Source organism: Kribbella pittospori, assembly GCF_004331465.1.
In the GTDB taxonomy this organism is placed as follows: domain Bacteria; phylum Actinomycetota; class Actinomycetes; order Propionibacteriales; family Kribbellaceae; genus Kribbella; species Kribbella pittospori.
Genome location: NZ_SJKB01000018.1, coordinates 93977 through 111678 on the forward strand (window position 1 = coordinate 93977; position 17702 = coordinate 111678).

Genomic DNA, 17702 nt, shown 5'->3' on the forward strand with positions numbered 1-17702 from the left:
CTCACTAGGCTGTTGGCGACTTCAGCGACCTCTGGAAGGACCCTGGACCATGGCTGCCGACAAGTCTGTCCGCAGAGTTGCCCTGCTCACCGCCGGCGGGCTCGCGCCCTGCCTGTCGTCCGCCGTCGGCGGGCTGATCGAGCGCTACACCGAGGTGGCGCCCGACGTCGAGATCATCGCCTACCTGAACGGGTACCACGGCCTGCTCAGCGGCCGATACGTCGAGGTGACGCCGGAGGTACGGGAGAAGGCGTCCCTGCTGCACAAGTTCGGCGGCAGCCCGATCGGGAACAGCCGGGTCAAGCTGACCAACACCGCCGACCTGGTCAAGCGCGGCCTGATCGCCGAGGGCCAGAACGCGCTCCAGGTCGCGGCCGAGCGACTCGTCACCGACGGCGTCGACGTACTGCACACCATCGGTGGTGACGACACCAACACCACCGCGGCGGATCTGGCGGCGTACCTGCACGAGCACGACTACGACCTGACCGTGGTCGGCCTGCCGAAGACGATCGACAACGACGTGATCCCGATCCGGCAGAGCCTGGGTGCGTGGACCGCGGCCGAGCAGGGTGCGCTGTTCGCCCGCAACATCATCGGCGAGCACAGCTCGAACCCCCGGATGCTGATCGTCCACGAGGTGATGGGCCGCAACTGCGGTTGGTTGACCGCGGCAACGGCCCGGGAGTACCGCGACTGGTGGAAGCAGCAGGAGTGGAACCCGGGCATCGGCCTGGACGCGGCCGGCTGGGACGTGCACGCGGTGTACGTGCCGGAGGAGACGATCGACCTGGACGCCGAGGCGGAGCGGCTCGGAAAGGTGATGGACGAGCACGACTGCGTCAACATCTTCCTGTCCGAAGGTGCCGGCGTGGAGTCGATCGTGGCCGAGCTGGAGGCCCGGGGCGAGGAGGTCGGCCGGGACCCGTTCGGTCACGTCAAGCTGGACACGATCAACCCGGGTGCCTGGTTCGCCAAGCAGTTCGCCGAGCGGATCGGCGCCGAGAAGACGATGGTGCAGAAGAGCGGCTACTTCAGCCGTTCGGCCGCGGCCAACGACCGCGACCTGGCCCTGATCAAGGAGTGCACCGACTACGCCGTCGACGCGGCGCTGCGCGGTGAGAGCGGTGTGGTCGGCCACGACGAGGAGCGCGGCGACGAACTGCGCGCGATCGAGTTCCCGCGGATCGCCGGCGGCAAGAAGTTCGACCCGGGCGTCGACTGGTTCGTCGCGCTGAAGGCCGAACTCAGCCAGCCCTAGCTCACCGGAGGCGGTCGACCCAGAGGTCGGCCGCCTTCTCGATCTGCGCAAGGACGTCCTCGAACCCGGCGTCGTCCCCGTAGTACGGATCCGGTACGTCGACGTCCGCGAACAACTGCACCGGGACGGCCGCGCGACCTCGCCGGGTCAGCGCGGACAGATGTCCCGAGTCCATCGCGAGCACGAGATCGCGCTCCGCGAACCACCCGGCCCGGAACTGCCGGGCCCGGTGCGCACTGCCGTCGTACCCGCGGCGGCGCAACGCCGCCGCGGCCCGCGGATCCATCGGGTCGCCGACATGCCACCCGCCCGTGCCCGAGCTGGTGACCTGTACGTCGTCGATCCCCGCCTCGGCGAGTTTGGCCCGCAGCACGACCTCGCCGATCGGCGACCGGCAGATGTTGCCAGAGCAGACGATCTCAACCCGCCTCATGTCACTTGATCTCGGCCTTGTCCGGGAGGACGGCGTTGATGATGATGCCGACGACGGTGATGATGAACGCGCCGAGCAGGGCGTTCCAGAAGCCGTCGACGTGGAACTGGACGTCCAGCTTCCCGGTGATCCACGAGGTGAGCAGCAGCATCGCCGCGTTGATGACGAAGGTGAGCAGCCCCAGCGTCAGGATGATGAACGGGAGCGACAGCAGCTTCACGACGGGCTTCACGATCGCGTTCACCACACCGAAGATCGCGGCGACAATCAGCAGCGTGAGAATCCGCCGGCCCGTGGTCGCACCCTGCAGGGTGATCCCGGCGACGATCCAGCTGGCGATCGCCAGCGCGACCGCGTTGGCGAGCAGCCTGATGACCAAGTTCTTCATGCCGTCGATCCTCCCATCCGAGCGGTAGCACCCAGGCCCGGCGCGACCCTGAGCCGACCCCTGACCTTGACACGAGAATGACCAAGTGATCTGATCATTTTCATGTTTCGACATCGGTGGGTCGCTGCAGTCGGAGTGGTGTCGTTGACCGCTGGAGCAATCACGTCGCCTGCGGTTGCGTCCGGGACACCGGATTGCAGCGCGGTGCGAACCAACTGGACGGCGACGGCCGAGCCGCACGCGGCGCCGGAGTCGCTGCTGAACGCCTACAGCAACTCCGGCAAGGGCTGGACCGGTGCGGACAGCACCTACTCGGTCCAGCTGCCCGGCGGCCGGACCGCCTGGGTCTTCTCGGACACGTTCCTCGGCCCGGTCAACCCGGATGGCAGCCGCCCGACCACAACGCCGTTCATCAACAACTCGTTCGTGGTCCAGCAAGGCAAGACGCTGAAGACCGTCACCGGCGGTACGCCGGCCAACCCGACGGCGCTCCTGGCACCCCGGCCAACGGCTGGTACTGGGTCGGCGCGGCGGCGACCAGCCACGCCGGTCGGTACCTCGACGTCACCGCACTGCGGTTCGAGAAGACCGGTCCGGGTCAGTGGGACTGGCACTGGGCCAGCAACTACCTTGCGCGGTTCGACAGCAAGACACTCAAGCTGCGCTCGCTCACCCCGCTCCCGTCAGCCGCCAACGTGCAGTGGTCCGCCTGGCTGCTGAGCGACCGCGATTACACCTATATCTACGGTGTCGAGGACCTGGGCAGCTCGAAGTACCAGCACGTCGCGCGGGTCCGTGGCGATGACCTCACCGCGAAGCCGTGGGAGTACTGGACCGGGTCCGGCTGGTCGGCGGACGAGACCGCCTCGGCCCGAGTGCTGGAGGGCGTCGCCAACGAGCACAGCGTGACGCGCTGGCACGACGGCTACGTGCTGGTCACCCACGACACCAAAGAGCTGTTCAGCAAGCGCGTCCTCGGGTACTTCTCCTGCTCGCCGACCGGTCCGTTCGTCAAGCCGGTCGAGCTCTACCAGACCCCGGAGACCGGAGCGACCGGGAGCTACGGGAACGCCAACATCATCACGTACAACTCCCACGACCACCCGGACCTGCGCCGCGGCAACCAGCTCCTGGTCAGCTACAACGTCAACAGCCTCGACGCCAACACCGACCTGTACGCCGACGTGAGCATCTACCGGCCACGGTTCGTCGGAGTGACCCTGGCCCCGGCGGGAGCACAGTGAGCTCATCGGGTGGCGTCGTACGCCGGAGCCTTCTCGACGATCTGGCCGCGTCGATGCTGGCGCTGATCGCCGACCGCAAGCTGTCGTCCGGTGACCAGTTCGAATCGGTGCGGTCACTGGCCGACCGCTTCAAGGTCGCCGTACCGACAGTGCGGGAGGCGCTCCGCCGGCTGGAGGCCACGGGCGCCGTCGAGCTCCGGCACGGATCAGGCGTGTACGTCGGTCCGCACGTCGGCCGACTGGTTCTGGCCAACCCGCTGGCTCCGACGCCGTCGGCAGATCGCCTGGTCGAGTTGCTGCAGGCGAGGGCGCTGATCGAGCCACCGGTCGCCGCACTGGCGGCGCGGGTCCGCGCCGAGAGCGCGCTGCAGCAGATGGAACGTGATCTGACCGCTGCGGCCGAGCAGATCGCGGCCGGGGACCACGCCCAGCTGGCCGAGGTCAACATGGACTTCCACCGCTCGCTGGCGCAGGCGTCCGGCAACGCGACGCTGGCCGAGGTGGTCGAGTCAGTGACGGTCGTCAACGTCCGTGAGCAGCTGGAGATCCTGCACATCCACGGCGATCGGCAGACCGATCTGGACGAGCACCGGGCCATCCACGCAGCCGTCCTGGCCGGCGACTCCGAGCTGGCCGAGCGGCTGACCCGCGAGCACCTCGACGGAGTCCTTGCCGTCATCAACGAACGTGTCAACCCGCCCCAAGACCCCAGCACCCCTGAGAGCTGAGAGGACGCACCACAATGCGACGCATCACCAATCGGAAAGCACTGACCGCTCTGGCGGTGGCCGGCGCGCTCGTGCTGTCCGCCTGCGGGGGCAATGGCGGCTCGAGTGCCGCCAAGGGCGAGGACAAGCCGGTCGACTCGCTGAAGTTCTACAACGACAAGGGCGGCTGGAAGGACGCCTTCGTCCAGGTCGGCGCGGCCAGCAAGAAGGACGTCGGCGTCGGGATGGAGCCGGTCGGCTACTCCGACTCCAACACCTACACCGCGTTCATCCGGTCGTCGTTCCGGACCAAGGAGAAGGCGGACCTGTTCAGCTGGCACACCGGCAAGGAGCTTCAGGATCTGGTGGACCAGAAGCTCGTCGCCGAGACCACGGACCAGTGGAGCAAGGCGGTTGCTGACGGCAACATCCCGGAGCAGCTCAAGCAGTACTTCACCTTCGACGGCAAGCAGTACTGTCTCCCGCTGCTCGCGGGCTACTGGGTGATGTACTACAACAAGGCCGTCTTCAAGAAGGCCGGGATCACCGAGACCCCGAAGAGCTGGGCGGACCTGATGACGGTGGCCGACAAGGTCAAGGCCGTCGGAGTGAAGCCGTTCTACCAGACCAACATCCTGTTCAGCTTCGTCTGGTTCGAGACGCTGCTGGCCGGTAAGGACCCGGACCTGTACGACGCGCTGGCCACCGGCAAGGCGAAGTACACCGACCCGGGTGTGGTCGAGGTGATGAACGAGTGGAAGAAGATGATCGAGGCCGGCGACTTCAGCGACCCGGGATCGAAGACCGAGCCACAGGCGCAGCTGAAGAGCGGCGCTGTCGGGATGATCAACTTCGGCACCTGGTTCAGCGGCAACCTGAACACGCTGAAGATGAAGGCCGGCACCGACTACGACTTCTTCCTGATCCCGAACGTGAATCCGTCGCTGCCGAAGACCTCGATGATCTTCGAGACCGGTCCGGTCTGCTCGGCCGCCGCGAGTGATCACGCCTCGACGGTGAAGAAGTGGACCGACTGGTGGGTCACGCCGCAGGCGCAGACGGCCTGGGCGAACGCCCGCGGCGATCTGTCGTTCAATCCGAAGGCCGAGGTGAAGGACCCGGGCCTGGCGGCGCTGAACAAGGACGTCGGCGGTGACGGCTACCGGCTGATCAACCGCTGGTTCGAGGCGACGCCGGTGCCGGTGGCGAACAAGGCGCTCGAGGTGTTCGGTGCGTTCGTCACGAAGCCGGGCGATCCGATGCCCGGCCTGCAGAAGATCCAGGCCGAGGCGGACGCGTACTGGGCCAAGCAGAAGTGACCTCGACGATCGAGCGGCCGGCACCCGTGAAGCGCCGTACGACTGGGCAGCAGTCGGCGCGGACGGGTGCCAGAGCCGCGCCGCTGTTCGGCCTGCCGGCCGTGGGCGTGGTCGCACTGCTGCTGTACCTGCCGTTCCTCTGGACGACGTACGTCAGCTTCACCGACTACGACGGTCTGGCTTCACCGATCTGGTCCGGGCTGGCGAACTACAAGGCGATGTTCAGCGACCCGGATCTCACCGGTGCGCTGGTCAACACGCTGCTGTGGGTCGTCGGCATGGTGACCCTGCCGGTGGTGCTCGGGCTACTGATCGCCGTACTGACGTATGGGCACAAGTGGGGCACCTGGCTGCGGTTGCCGTTCCTGCTGCCGTACGCGATCTCCGGTGTGGCCGTGGGTGTCATCTGGGGCTTCGTACTGCAGCCGGACGGCGCGCTCGGGCAGATGCTGGGGTTCTTCGGCCTTCCTGGTGCGCACACCGGCTGGCTGCAGGCCGGTCCGGGCAACACGCTGATGATGATCGTGGCCGTTACCTGGCAGGCGGCCGGTGTGAACGCACTGCTGTTCGTGGTCGGGCTGCAGTCCATTCCGGCCGAGCCGCTGGAGGCCGCTCGGCTGGATGGTGCGGAGGGCTTCCGGATGTTCTGGCACCAGCTGTGGCCGCAGTTGCGGCCGATCACCACGGTCGTCATCGGCCTGTCGATCGTCGGCAGCCTGAAGACGTTCGACGTGGTGTGGGTGATGACGCAGGGCGGACCCGGTACGTCGTCGGAGACGCTCGCGCTGTCCATGTACAAGGAGACGTTCGTGCTGAACGACTACGGGCAGGGCGCCGCGATCGCGCTGTTCCTGAGCCTGGTCACCTTTGCCGCGTCGATCCTCTATCTCCGCTACCAGTTGGGAGATTCGCGTGAGCAGGGTTAAGACTCCCTTCCTCGTTGTCCTCGGCCTGATCTGGCTCGCGCCGGTGTACCTGCTGATCGTGAACGCGTCCAAGGCCGTCGACGGCTACGACGCGGCGACGGTGTGGAAGCCGGCCGGGTTCTCGCTGTTCACGAACTTCGCGGACGCGTGGAACAAGGCCGCATTGGGCGACACGCTGGTCGCGACGACGCTGTACAGCGTGATCGCGCCGGTGCTCGCGGTCCTGATCGGTGCGGCCGCCGGATATGCGATCGTCGTACTTAAGCTGAAGCGCGGATTCCTGTGGTTCGTGTTCATCTTCGGTGGCACGATCTTCCCGCTGCAGATGATCCTGATGCCGCTGTTCTCCGGGTACGCCGACTCCGGGCTGTACGACACCCGGGTCGGGATGATCATCGTCTACACCGCGATCAGCGTGCCGTTCTCGGCGTTCGTGATGCGGAACTTCTTCACCGGGATCGCGCGGAGCGTGTTCGAGGCCGCGGTCGTCGACGGCGGCGGACTGTTCCGGATCTTCCGCAGCATCTACCTGCCGATGGCGGGTTCGGCACTGGCCGCGATCTTCATCCTGCAGGCGACGTTCGTCTGGAACGACCTGCTGCTGGGCCTGACCTTGAGTCAGTCGGAATCGGTCCGCCCGATCATGCCCGCTCTCACCGGCCTGCAGAGCACGTACGGCGGCGCCGCCCTGCCCACCGTCCTGGCCGGCGGACTCCTGGTCTCCCTCCCCACCGTCATCCTCTTCCTCGCCGCCCAACGCTTCTTCTCCCGGGGCCTCGCCCTCGGCCAGTTCTGAAAGGACACATATGTCGCAGGATCCTGGCGCCACCTCCGGTGGCGAAGTGCAAAGCGCCGCCTCCGGCGGCGGGGGTGGGGGGCACCGCACAGTCGTCGTGACCGGGGGGGCCGCCGGGATCGGGCGGGGTGCTGTCGAAAAGTTTGTTGCCGAAGGCGACCACGTGGTCGTGCTCGATCGGGACGCAGATGCGCTTGCGGCGCTCGAGAAGGAGTTGGGCGTCCGCGGGCTCGTGGTCGACGTGGGTGACCGGGGTGCGTTGGCAGGAGCTGCGGAGCAGCTCGAGAGCGTGGATGTGCTGGTCTGTGCGGCTGGGATTCAGCGGTACGGGACTGTTGTGGATACGCCGCCGGACGTCTTCGATGAAGTGATGGCGGTGAATGTCGGCGGGGTGTTCTTTGCCTGTCAGGCCTTCGTGCCGAAGCTCCCACGCGGCGGAAGTGTTGTGGTGGTTTCGTCGGTGCAGGCCTACGCGGCGCAGACGAGTGTGGCGGCGTACTCGATGGGGAAGGGCGCGCTGCTCAGCCTCGTGCGGGCGATGGCGGTGGACCACGCCGCGGACGGGATCCGCGTGAACGCGGTCTGCCCGGGATCGGTCGACACTCCGATGCTGCGGACGTCCGCAGCGCAGTTCGGTGGTGGGCGATCGACCGACGAGGTGGTCGCCGAGTGGGGTCGCTCGCATCCGCTCGGGCGGGTGGCGACACCCGGAGAAATTGCCGAGGTCATCCATTTCCTGGCCTCACCGGGTGCCGCGTTCGTCACCGGCGCGGATGTGAAAGTGGACGGCGGACTGACCGCCGGACTGGCCGTCGTACTGCCGGAGGACACCAAGTGAAGATCGTCGACATCCGCGCCACCACCGTCACGATGCCGCTCGAGGCACCGCTGCGGCACAGCAACGGCGCGCACTGGGGGCGGTTCGTCCGGACCGTCGTCGAGGTCGAGGCCGACAACGGGCTGATCGGCCTGGGCGAGATGGGCGGTGGCGGCCAGAGTGCCGAGGCCGCTGTCACCGGACTCAAGCCCTACTTGGTCGGCCATGACCCGGCCCGCACCGAGGCGCTGCGCTGGATGCTCGCCAACCCGACCGCGAGCCTGTACAACAACCGGACCCAGCTGCTGGCCGCGATCGAGTTCGCCTGCCTCGACCTGCAGGGCCGGGAGCTCGGCGTACCTGTGCATGAACTGCTCGGCGGCAAGGTCCGCGACCGCGTGGAGTTCGCCAGCTACCTGTTCTTCCGGCATCCGGCCGACGACGGAACCGGCGAGATCCGGACGGCCGAGCAGTTGGTGGAGCACGCGCGGGCGCTCGTCGACGAGCACGGCTTCCGCGTGCACAAGCTGAAGGGCGGCGTGTTCCCGCCGGACTACGAGCGCGAGTGCTTCCGCGCGCTGGCCGAGGCGTTCCCCGGGCACCGGGTCCGGTTCGACCCGAACGGCGCGTTCAGCGTCGAGGAGGCGATCCGGTTCGCCCGCGGCATCGAGGACCTCGACAACGACTACCTCGAGGACCCGACCTGGGGCCTCAACGGAATGCGCCGGGTCCGCCAGAACACCCCGATCCCGCTGGCCACCAACACGGTGGTCGTGAACTTCGAGCAGCTCGCCGCGAACGTGCTCGACCCGGCCGTCGACGTGATCCTGCTGGACACGACGTTCTGGGGCGGCATCCGGCCGTGTATCAAGGCGGCCGGCGTCTGCGAGACCTTCCAGCTCGGGGTGGCCGTCCACTCGTCCGGTGAGCTCGGCATCCAGCTGGCGACGATGCTGCACCTGGGCGCCGTGGTCCCGAACCTCGCGTTCGCCGCGGACGCGCACTACCACCACCTGCGCGACGACATCATTGTCGGAGGCAAGCTTTCGTACGACGGCGGGACGATCGCCGTACCGGAGGCGCCCGGGCTCGGGGTCGAGCTGGACCGCGACAAGCTGGCCGAGTACGCCGAACTGTTCCGCGAGCTCGGCCCCTATCCGTACGACCGCGACCCGGCCAGGCCGGACTGGTACCCCCTGCTCCCGAACACCGATTGGGCCGATCCTTCGTGACCATCCCGCGCAGCGCCGATCTGGCGAGCGACGTTCTGACCCACACGTACGACGACATGTTCAACCCACCCGGGCTGACGAACTTCCTGGGCACCGCACAGGTCGATCTGGACGTGTTCGCGGTCCGCAGCGTGAACTTCCCGCCGTGCTCGCACGGCGACTGCATCACCGGTCAGCTGTACGTCGACGGCCGGCTGGCCCGGTCGTACGGCGGCACCGTCGAGGTGGTGTGGCGGCCGGACTGCGTGGTGCGGTCGACGACTGTCGACGGGCTGGACCTGCGGTCGACCACCGCGTGTGCACCGGGTCGCCCGGCGGTCGTCGTGCAGCTGGAGGTTTCCGGGACACCAGGGCGCTCGGTGCGTCTGGGTCTTGCACTGAACAGTACGGCGACTCGTTCGCCGAGAGGCTGGCTGAAGCCGGAGCCGCCGTCGGAGCCGAACACATTGCGTGCCGACGGCGAGCGCGTCGTCGGCACGGGGGAGTCCGGGTCCGCGGTGAGTGTGCAGGGTCTCGACGTACCGGGTGCCGTGGACCGATCGATGCTCGAAGCAACGATCACGCTGGACTCGTCGGGCCGTGGCCGGTTGGCGTACGTACATGTGCTGGCGGGGGACCTGGCTGAGGCGACGGAGCACTTCGATGCGTGTGTGGCCGACGTACCGGCGGTGATCGCGGACGCGGAAGTCCTGTGGGACAAGGCGTTGGCGGACGCGTTCGACCCGGACAGCGATGGGTTCAGTGGGTCGCTGCCGATCCTGGAGACGTCGAACGAGGCGCTGCGGAAGCTGTACTGGTGGGGCGTGCTCGGGGTGATCTGGTTCCGGCGGGACAACCCGGCCAGTGTGCTCGGGCGGACGTACGACACGTTGATGCCGCGGTACTGGCAGACGACGACCTTCATCTGGGACTACAGCCTCTCGTCGCTGACGCATGCGCTGCTCGATCCGGCACCGATGCGCAAGCACATCGAGCACTGGATCGATCTCGACACGCACAAGCACTTCGGGACGGAGTGGCTGACCGGCGGACCGGTCGGCTACTGGTACTCCGTCAACGACTTTGCGATGACGCGGTTGGTCCGTGACTACGTGCGCTTCACCGGGAACTCCGGCTTCCTCGACGACTCGGTCGGCAGCAAGCCGGTCGGCGAGCACCTGTACGACTGGGCGACTGCCTGGCGTGGACTGCGTGGCGAGCACGCGCTCGCGGACTACGGCGGCATCGACAACCTGCTGGAGTGCGTCAGCAGCTACGTCCACGAGGTCGCCAGCTTCAACGCCGCGAACGTGTGGTGCCTCCGTGTTGCCGCCGAGCTCGCCTCCCGCTCGGGCGACGCCGACCGTGCCGAGTTGCTGCGCAAGGAGGCCGACGAGCAGGCCGGCCACGTCAACGACTTGTACGTCGAGGGCGCCGGCTTCTTCCACGCCCGGCAGCCCGACGGGGCCATGGTCCCCGTGCGGCACTGCTACGACTTCAACATCGTGGGTACGACGATGGCCGCCGACCTGTCGGAGACCCAGCGGGCCGAGATGGTCGACTTCTTCCAGCGGGAACTGCAGACACCGACGTGGATGCGCGCGCTCTCGCCGTACGACGCCGATGCGGCCTTCAGCCTGCGGCCGGATCACCAGTGGAACGGCGCCTATCCGGCGTGGCCGGCTGACGCCGGGCGGGCGTTGTTCCAGCTCGGCCGGGCGGACGTCGTACTGGATTGGCTGCCTGGCTTGGCGAAATCGGCCAACCAAGGTCCGACCGGTCAGGCGCACTTCGTCGAGGAGGCGGTCCCGGCCATGGCCGGTGGCGCGCGCAAGTCGCCGCCGCAGTTCCCCTACCTGATCGACTGGTCGTGCTCGTCGTCCGGATCCTGGGTCAGCCTGATCCTGGAAGGTGTCTTCGGTATCGAGGTCGGCCTGGACGGCACAGTGACAGCCACCCCACAGGTCGCTTCGTTGGACCCGGACGCACGCCTGACCGGCCTCCGCGTCGGCTCCAAGACGTACGACGTCACCGCCACCGGCCCCCGTCTGCTGGGCTGACCCACGCGCGTGTGGGTTGGCCCATCGGAATCCGGTGGGCCAACCCACCCTCCGATGGGCTGACCCATAAGACGGGGAGCGGGGCTGCCGGGGGCGGTCAGCTGGGCGGCATCGCGATGGCTTCCAGGAGGGACTCCTGGGCGCCCTCGAGGTGACGGCGGAGCTCCTCGACACATTCGTCCAGTTCGCCGCGTTCGAGCAGCCGGACCAGCTTGCGGTGGGACGCGACCTGTTGGCGCGCGTCCTGCCGCAATGCGTCCACCCGGGCCAGTGCGAGTCGTGCCTCGCCGGTGACCGAGTCGGCCGTCGCGATCAGCCGCTCGCTGCCAGTGAGCGCGACCAGGCTGCGGTGGATCGCCAGGTGCGTCTCCGTCATCGCCTCCGGGTCCGCGCCGTCCTTGGCGGTCGCGGCGAACGTCCGCATCGCCTCCCGGACCCGCTCGCGCGCGGCCTCGTCCGCGTCGAACCAGGCCCGGATCCCGGCCGACTCCAGCACGAACCGGGCCCGGCAGATGTCCGCCACCGCGTCCGGGTGAAGGATCGCGACGCTGACGCCCTTGTTCGGCTCGCGGACCGCCAGGCCCTCGGTGACCAGCATCGTCATGGCCTCGCGAACGGTGCTCCGGGCAACACCCAGTGCCTCGGCCAGCGGCTGCTCGCGCAACGGCGTACCGGGCTCGAGGTCGCCGGCGAACAGGGCGGAGCGCAGGGCGTCGACCACCCGGTCCACTGTCGTCGAGCGATCCACCCGCAGCCGTTCGTACATAGGGAGATTCTCGTCCAGGCCGGGTCCGTTGTCGCGCCCGGCACCCCCCTGTGGATAACTCACGACGTGGAAAGGCCCATTTCAGGCAGGATTTTCGGGTGGGTGAGATCAAGGTCGTGCCGATCATCGGCGGCGTCGTGGCGGCGCTGTTCCTGCCGCTGCTGATCGTGCTGGCGCTGATCGTTGTCGGCCTGGCCGGGATGGATACGGCCGAGGCGCAGTGCGATCCGGCCGGCCTGACGGGCAAGGGTAATCAGCAGCAGGCCTTCAACTTCTTCGTTTCGGCCGGCTACAGCAAGGAGCAGGCGGCTGGGGTGATCGGCAACCTGATCACCGAGTCCAGCGTCGAGCCTGCGCTGCGTCAGGGCGACGTACCGGGCACGGTCACGCATCCGGCGGACGCGCTCGACAGCCCGCTCGGGTGGGGCCTGGTGCAGTGGACTCCTGCGGCGAAGCTGATCAAGCCGGCCCGGGACGCGGGTGTCGACGACGCGACTATCGAGACGCTGGAGTTCCAGCTGGACTTTCTCAAGGACCAGCTCGACGGCGACGGGCCGGTGCCGGAGAAGATCGCCGGTGACAAGCTGAAGGCCGCCACGACCGTGGACGAGGCGACGTTTGCCTTCGGCTACCACTTTGAGCGCTTCGCTGATCGCGACGACCTGACCGGTGCCAATTGGGCCCAGCGCAAGGCAGACGCCCGCACTGTCCTGGAGCGGTACGGCGCTGGCGCAAGTGGGGGACAGTGCGACGGTGGAATCGTCGAGACCGCGCTCGCACTTGCCTGGGACACTCCTGGCCACGGTCACGACTCGAAACCGGGTTATGCAGCGGCGGAGGCGGCGTACAACGGCTCCAAGGGGTACGACGAGCTGACCGACTGCGGTGTCTTCGTGGCGACCGTGATGGTGATGAGTGGTGCCGACAAGGACTACGTACGCCGGCTCACCAGTAGCCAGCGGGCTTATGTGCGGGGGTCACCGAAGTACGAGGTGTTCGAGGACCTCACGAACGAAGGCCAGTTGCGGCCCGGCGACATCTTCGTGCACGACGGGCATACGTTCATCTACATCGGCAACTACACGGGCGGCGACGGGAAGACGTACAACGCGGCGTCGGCCTCGCTGACCGAGCACGTGCCGGAGGCGTCGCGCGTGTACTTCTCCGACTCGCGCGGCCACTACACCGTTGCCCGGCTGAAGAATGGCTAGGCGGATGTTGTTCTTCTTGGTTGTCATCGCGTTGCTGATCGGTGGCTTCGTGGTGTTCCGCGGGGACGCGGAGCACACGCTGACCATCAAGTCGATCCCGAACGACCTCACCTTGACGCTGGACGGCCGGCAGATCCCGGCGAACGGCGACGTCGCGGTGAAGGCGGGCCGGCATACGTTGACCGGTGAGCGGCATGGGTTCGAGACGTACACCGAGACCGTCGAGATCCATGCGGACGCCGGCTACAAGATGTACTTGTTCGCCGACGACTCCGAGGGACGTGCCTGGGAGACTGCACATCCCGACCAGGTGCTGGAGACGGAGTCCGACGCCGGCCGCCGGTTCGACGAGCTCAACGGCCGGCTCGAGGCCAAGTACCCGCTTCTGCAGGAGCTGCCCTTGGTCGGCCGCGGCTTCACCATCGACCAGGGCGTCTCCCGGGCTCACCCGGGAGACTCCGAGTACCTCGCCTTCTACATCAAGCTGACCTATCCCGAAGGCCGGAAGAACGCGCGCGACTGGCTCACCGGTCACGGGTACGACCCCGATGACCTCGAGCTCATCTACACGGTCAGGCCGGGAGGATGACCTCGCCGCCCGGAGTGGTGATGGAGTCCAGCGGGAAGTCGAGCGGGTTGGTCAGGCAGCGAGCGGACCCGCCGGCCTTGTGGAACTCGGTCAGGTCGAGGACGACCACGCGCAGGCCGAGTCCGGTGAGTACGTCGTGCAGGCGCGGGGAGCAGGCCGGCATGATGATCGTCTCGTTCACCACGATCGAGTTCCCGCTGAACGCGAACGCCTCGTCGTCGGTCAGCACGATCGGGTCCGGGACCAGGTCGAACAGCGCCGTCTGGCTCGCCGCGTCGAACGCCGGCGGGTAGACCATCGCGTGGGTGTTGTCGACCGGGCAGAACGGCAGGTCGAGGTGGTACATGCCCTCGTGCGCGATCCGCAGCCCGCGGACGCGGATGTTCCACTCGGTCGCCAGGTGCTTCAGGGCGTCCGCCTCGGTGCGCGGACCGTAGCCGACGACCAGGCTGTCGCCGAACACGAACGCGTCGCCGGACTCGAAGTGCGGCCCGACGCCGTCGCTGCCGGGCCGGCCGAGGGTGAACCCGTGCCCGACGAACCAGTCACCCGCAGTCAGCGACTCCTTGCGACGCGGCTCGAACCGCATGTGCGAGAGCATTGCCCGGCCGTCCGCCGCCGCGAAACCGAGGTTCATCGCGTAGACCATGTCCGGCGAGTCCGGCCGCTGCGGCAGCACCTCGACCTCGCCGTTGGCGTCCACGATCGCCTGCCGCAGCGAGTCCCACTGCTTCAGCGCCAGCTCGGGATCCGGCTGGTCGTGGGTCGACATGTAGGGGTTGATCACGTAGTCGATCCGGAAGTGGTCCGGGCGGACCATCAGATACCGGCGACCCCACTCCAGCGACTGACCCATGAACACCCTCCGATGACTGTTGAGATCTGTGTGCCAGATCCCCTGATTGTCCGACAATCAGTCAGTGTGCAGTCAAGCTTCGGTCCGCGCAACATGGGGGTTCAGGACGCCTCCGGGTGTGACCCAGCCAGGGTGGCCGGAGGGTGCGGTAAGGATTAACCTGCGGGCATGACCCCTGACAACGAGGTTCGCTTCCGCGGGTGCCTGGACGACATGGCGGCTTACAAGCCCGGTCGTCCGCCCGCGCGCTCCGACGGCCGGCCGACGTACAAGTTGTCCAGCAACGAGAACCCGTACCCGCCGCTGCCCGGTGTACTGGCTGCTGCCACCGAGGCCGCGGCGCAGATGAACCGCTACCCCGACATGGGTGCGGTCGACCTGCTCGAGGCCCTGTCGGCACGGTTCGGCGTACCGGTGAGTGACCTCGCCGTCGGGACCGGGTCCGTCGCTCTGCTCTACCACCTGCTGCAGGCTGCGGTCTCCGAGGGTGACGAGGTGGTCTACGCCTGGCGCTCGTTCGAGGCGTACCCGATCGCCGTCCAGCTGACCGGCGCGACCTCGGTCCAGGTTCCGCTGACCGCCGACGCGCGGCACGACTTCAAGGCGATGGAAGCCGCGATCACCGAGCGGACCAAGGTCGTCCTGGTCTGTACGCCGAACAACCCGACCGGCCCGGTGGTTCGTGGGGACGAGTTGATGGCGTTCCTGGACGCCGTACCGCGGAGTGTCCTGGTCGTGCTGGACGAGGCGTACCGCGAGTTCGTCCGGGAGCCGGGAGTCGTCGACGGTGTCGAGGTGTACCGGGAGCGGCCGAACGTCGTCGTACTGCGGACCTTCTCGAAGGCTTACGGGCTGGCCGGCTTCCGGGTCGGGTATGCGATCGGCCATCCCGAGGTGGTTGCGGCGATCCGGAAGTGTGCGTTGCCGTTCGGGGTCAGCCACGTCGCGCAGGCGGCCGCGATCGCTTCGCTGGCCGTCGAGGACGAGTTGCTGGAGCGCGTCGAGGCGCTGGTTGGTGAGCGGACCCGAGTCGTTGAGGAGTTGCGCGCCGCGGGGTGGGATGTGCCTGATTCGCAGACCAACTTCGTCTGGCTGGAGCTCGGCGAGGACACGGTTGCATTCGCCGAGGCGGTGCAGGCCGAGGGGGTCTCGATCCGTCCGTTCGCCGGTAACGGCGCCCGGATCTCCATCGGCGAACGTGAGGCGAACGACCTCTTCCTCGCGGTCGCGCGCGACTGGCGCAAGTGACGGCGGCGGCCAGGTCGCTGATCTGGATCTCGGGCGCATCGGCCGGGATCGGGGCGGCTCTGGCCGCGGCCGCGCCGTACCCGGACGCGCGGGTGATCGACCTGTCCCGGCGCGGCGGAGGTACGGCGGAACACTTCAAGGCCGACCTGTCCGATCCGGCCGACTGGGAACGGGTCGAGAAGCACTTCGAGGCCGAGCTCGCCGGGTACGACGGTGATCGGGTCGTGTTCATCCACAACGCCGGCACGATCACGCCGATCGGGCCGGCGCACGCGGTCGACGGCGAGGCGTACACCAGCGCCGTACTGCTGAACTCGGTCGCCCCGCAGGTCCTAGGCCGAGCCTTCCTGACCGCGACCGCCGGCCTACGCTGCGAACGCCACCTGGTGATGCTGTCCTCCGGTGCCGCCAAAACGCCGTACGCCGGCTGGTCCTCCTACACCGCCGGCAAGGCAGCCGTAGAGCAATGGGTCCGCACAGTAGGCGCCGAGCAGCCGCCCAACGGCTGCCGGGTCATCGCGGTCGCACCCGGCGTAGTCGACACCGCCATGCAATCCGAGATCCGCTCCACTGACCCGGACTCCTTCCCATCCGTAGCCCGCTTCCAAGACCTCAAACAATCCGGCGCCCTAGCCACCCCCGATTCCGCCGCCACCGGCATCTGGTCCCTCCTCAACCGCCCCCTACCCAACGGCTCCTGCATAGACCTCAGACACCTCTAGATTCGCGACTTTGTGCACGGCTCAACCACCTGAGCGGGCCGGGGGTGGTTGATCGGTGCCCAAGGTGGGCGGGTACGGCGGTGTTGAGATGGTCGTTCGGAAACAAAGTGCCGTCAGGCGGCGAGAAGTTTCCGGGGAGCGGCTCGGACATGCGAAAGCCCGGTCCGCGCTGGGACGGGGCCGGGCGTGATGCGGCGCCGGGAGGAGTGAGGCTTGCTCCCGGCGCCGCGGATGGTGCTACCGAATCAGTCACCCCACCGAGGTGGCTCTTTCGGGTCCTGCATCACTGACCAGGGAGGGTCAGTTATTCTGCGCCGAGTCCTGCTCGCAGGTCTTCAGGGTGTCAACGGAGTTGCCGTTGTTGCCCAGGCCCAGGACGCCGCTCAGGTTCGTCAGCGGGACGTTGCCGCCGATGCCGGTCGCGGAGACCTCGTTGTGGCAGGCCTGGAACGGGCCGACGTTGTTGCGGCTGACGGACAGCACGCCGTTGTCGCCCATCTTGTACCACTTGCTGTTGGCCTGCTTCGAGCCCTGCTCGCAGGTCTTGACAGCGGTGACCGAGTTGCCGTTGTTCCAGAAGCCGACGACGCCGACGACGTCGCTGGCCGGGACGTTGCCGCCGATGCCGGTGCCCGAGCCGAACAGGTGGCAGGCCTGGAACGGGCCGACGTTGTTGTCGTCAACGGCAACGAGGCCGCCGTCCTTCTTGACGCCGTACCAGCCCTTGTGGCCGTAGGCCTTGCTGGCCAGCGACGCGGCGTCGGCCAGGCCGGTGTCCTGAGCCTTCTGCTGCGTGTCGTCGAGAACGTTCGCGCTCACAACGGTAGCCAGGCCCAGCGTGGCGACAGTCGCCACTGCCGCGGCAGCGGCGATCTTGCGAGTTACCTGCATTATGCCAGGTTTCCTTTCGGGTTTGACGGATTCGTCTTAGTGGTAACGACACCTGGCGGGGGCGGTTACAAACTTTTTTGTCAGCTATTGCGTCCGTGCATGCCCTCATAGGCGGCACGTGATGAGTTCCCTGACGGCGCAGCAAATCCGCTCTGACCAGGCAACTTGCCGTCAGCCGGGACTGTCGCCGAACCGATCGGCAGTTGATGGGGAATCGGCCGTAACCGATCCCGGAGTACGTCGTTGAGTCAGCGCGG

General features: G+C 67.6%; 18 protein-coding genes. 13 read left to right on the plus strand and 5 right to left on the minus strand.

From position 1 onward, the window contains the following. Positions 1–49: 49 nt before the first annotated feature. On the plus strand, positions 50–1261 hold the full coding sequence (locus tag E0H73_RS38380) for a pyrophosphate--fructose-6-phosphate 1-phosphotransferase (RefSeq protein ID WP_131364968.1): 1212 nt from the start codon (positions 50–52) through the stop codon (positions 1259–1261). A gap of 1 nt (position 1262) precedes the next feature. On the opposite strand, the gene E0H73_RS38385 is transcribed toward E0H73_RS38380, so the two are convergent. After that, complete coding sequence (locus E0H73_RS38385; protein ID WP_131364970.1) at positions 1263–1694, minus strand: low molecular weight protein-tyrosine-phosphatase; 432 nt, start codon at positions 1692–1694, stop codon at positions 1263–1265. Between the two features lies 1 nt (position 1695). Continuing rightward, positions 1696–2082, minus strand: coding sequence for a phage holin family protein (locus tag E0H73_RS38390; protein ID WP_131364972.1), 387 nt, complete (start codon positions 2080–2082; stop codon positions 1696–1698). 194 nt (positions 2083–2276) lie between these two features. Here E0H73_RS38390 and E0H73_RS38395 point away from each other — a divergent pair, with 194 nt between their 5' ends. The 8 genes from E0H73_RS38395 to E0H73_RS38430 all read left to right on the plus strand — a co-directional run bounded on the left by E0H73_RS38395 (position 2277) and on the right by E0H73_RS38430 (position 11162). Continuing rightward, positions 2277–3326 (plus strand): DUF4185 domain-containing protein, encoded by a 1050-nt coding sequence (locus E0H73_RS38395; RefSeq protein ID WP_202867765.1) that lies wholly within the window; start codon positions 2277–2279, stop codon positions 3324–3326. Further along, positions 3323–4054 carry a FadR/GntR family transcriptional regulator gene (locus E0H73_RS38400; RefSeq protein ID WP_202867766.1) on the plus strand — a complete coding sequence of 244 codons (732 nt, stop codon included), beginning with the start codon at positions 3323–3325 and terminating at the stop codon, positions 4052–4054. The genes E0H73_RS38395 and E0H73_RS38400 overlap by 4 nt, the downstream gene beginning before the upstream one ends. Before the next feature lie 14 nt (positions 4055–4068). Then, positions 4069–5352: an ABC transporter substrate-binding protein gene (locus tag E0H73_RS38405; protein WP_131364974.1), complete on the plus strand. Its 1284-nt coding sequence runs from the start codon at positions 4069–4071 to the stop codon at positions 5350–5352. Then, positions 5349–6278: a carbohydrate ABC transporter permease gene (locus tag E0H73_RS38410; protein ID WP_238164552.1), complete on the plus strand. Its 930-nt coding sequence runs from the start codon at positions 5349–5351 to the stop codon at positions 6276–6278. Before E0H73_RS38405 ends, E0H73_RS38410 begins: the two co-directional genes overlap by 4 nt. Further along, complete coding sequence (locus E0H73_RS38415; protein ID WP_131364976.1) at positions 6265–7074, plus strand: carbohydrate ABC transporter permease; 810 nt, start codon at positions 6265–6267, stop codon at positions 7072–7074. Before E0H73_RS38410 ends, E0H73_RS38415 begins: the two co-directional genes overlap by 14 nt. Before the next feature lie 97 nt (positions 7075–7171). Beyond that, positions 7172–7912, plus strand: coding sequence for an SDR family NAD(P)-dependent oxidoreductase (locus E0H73_RS38420; protein ID WP_238164553.1), 741 nt, complete (start codon positions 7172–7174; stop codon positions 7910–7912). Further along, on the plus strand, positions 7909–9123 hold the full coding sequence (locus E0H73_RS38425; protein WP_131364980.1) for an enolase C-terminal domain-like protein: 1215 nt from the start codon (positions 7909–7911) through the stop codon (positions 9121–9123). The genes E0H73_RS38420 and E0H73_RS38425 overlap by 4 nt, the downstream gene beginning before the upstream one ends. After that, positions 9120–11162, plus strand: coding sequence for a hypothetical protein (locus E0H73_RS38430; protein ID WP_131364982.1), 2043 nt, complete (start codon positions 9120–9122; stop codon positions 11160–11162). The genes E0H73_RS38425 and E0H73_RS38430 overlap by 4 nt, the downstream gene beginning before the upstream one ends. Positions 11163–11259: 97 nt before the next feature. Here E0H73_RS38430 and E0H73_RS38435 read toward each other — a convergent pair whose 3' ends face one another. Further along, positions 11260–11928 carry a GntR family transcriptional regulator gene (locus E0H73_RS38435; protein WP_131364984.1) on the minus strand — a complete coding sequence of 223 codons (669 nt, stop codon included), beginning with the start codon at positions 11926–11928 and terminating at the stop codon, positions 11260–11262. Between the two features lie 98 nt (positions 11929–12026). Here E0H73_RS38435 and E0H73_RS38440 point away from each other — a divergent pair, with 98 nt between their 5' ends. Together E0H73_RS38440 and E0H73_RS38445 are read left to right on the plus strand one after the other, a co-directional pair. Beyond that, positions 12027–13139 (plus strand): phage tail tip lysozyme, encoded by a 1113-nt coding sequence (locus tag E0H73_RS38440; protein WP_131364986.1) that lies wholly within the window; start codon positions 12027–12029, stop codon positions 13137–13139. Between the two features lie 4 nt (positions 13140–13143). Then, entirely contained in the window at positions 13144–13728 is a 585-nt protein-coding gene (locus tag E0H73_RS38445; protein WP_238164554.1) for a PEGA domain-containing protein, read from the plus strand. On the opposite strand, the gene E0H73_RS38450 is transcribed toward E0H73_RS38445, so the two are convergent. Further along, the gene (locus tag E0H73_RS38450; protein WP_131364990.1) at positions 13712–14584 is read right to left on the minus strand and encodes a dimethylarginine dimethylaminohydrolase family protein; all 873 of its coding nucleotides are present in this window, start codon (positions 14582–14584) and stop codon (positions 13712–13714) included. The two genes, E0H73_RS38445 and E0H73_RS38450, sit on opposite strands and share 17 nt — an antisense overlap. A gap of 168 nt (positions 14585–14752) precedes the next feature. On the opposite strand from E0H73_RS38450, the gene hisC reads away from it, so the two are divergent. Together hisC and E0H73_RS38460 are read left to right on the plus strand one after the other, a co-directional pair. Then, entirely contained in the window at positions 14753–15832 is a 1080-nt protein-coding gene (gene hisC, locus E0H73_RS38455) for a histidinol-phosphate transaminase (protein ID WP_131364992.1), read from the plus strand. Continuing rightward, entirely contained in the window at positions 15829–16554 is a 726-nt protein-coding gene (locus tag E0H73_RS38460) for an SDR family NAD(P)-dependent oxidoreductase (RefSeq protein WP_165555976.1), read from the plus strand. Before hisC ends, E0H73_RS38460 begins: the two co-directional genes overlap by 4 nt. Before the next feature lie 300 nt (positions 16555–16854). Here the strand turns inward: E0H73_RS38460 and E0H73_RS38465 are convergent, their stop codons facing one another. Beyond that, positions 16855–17445 carry a hypothetical protein gene (locus tag E0H73_RS38465; protein ID WP_131364996.1) on the minus strand — a complete coding sequence of 197 codons (591 nt, stop codon included), beginning with the start codon at positions 17443–17445 and terminating at the stop codon, positions 16855–16857. Positions 17446–17702: the final 257 nt, after the last annotated feature.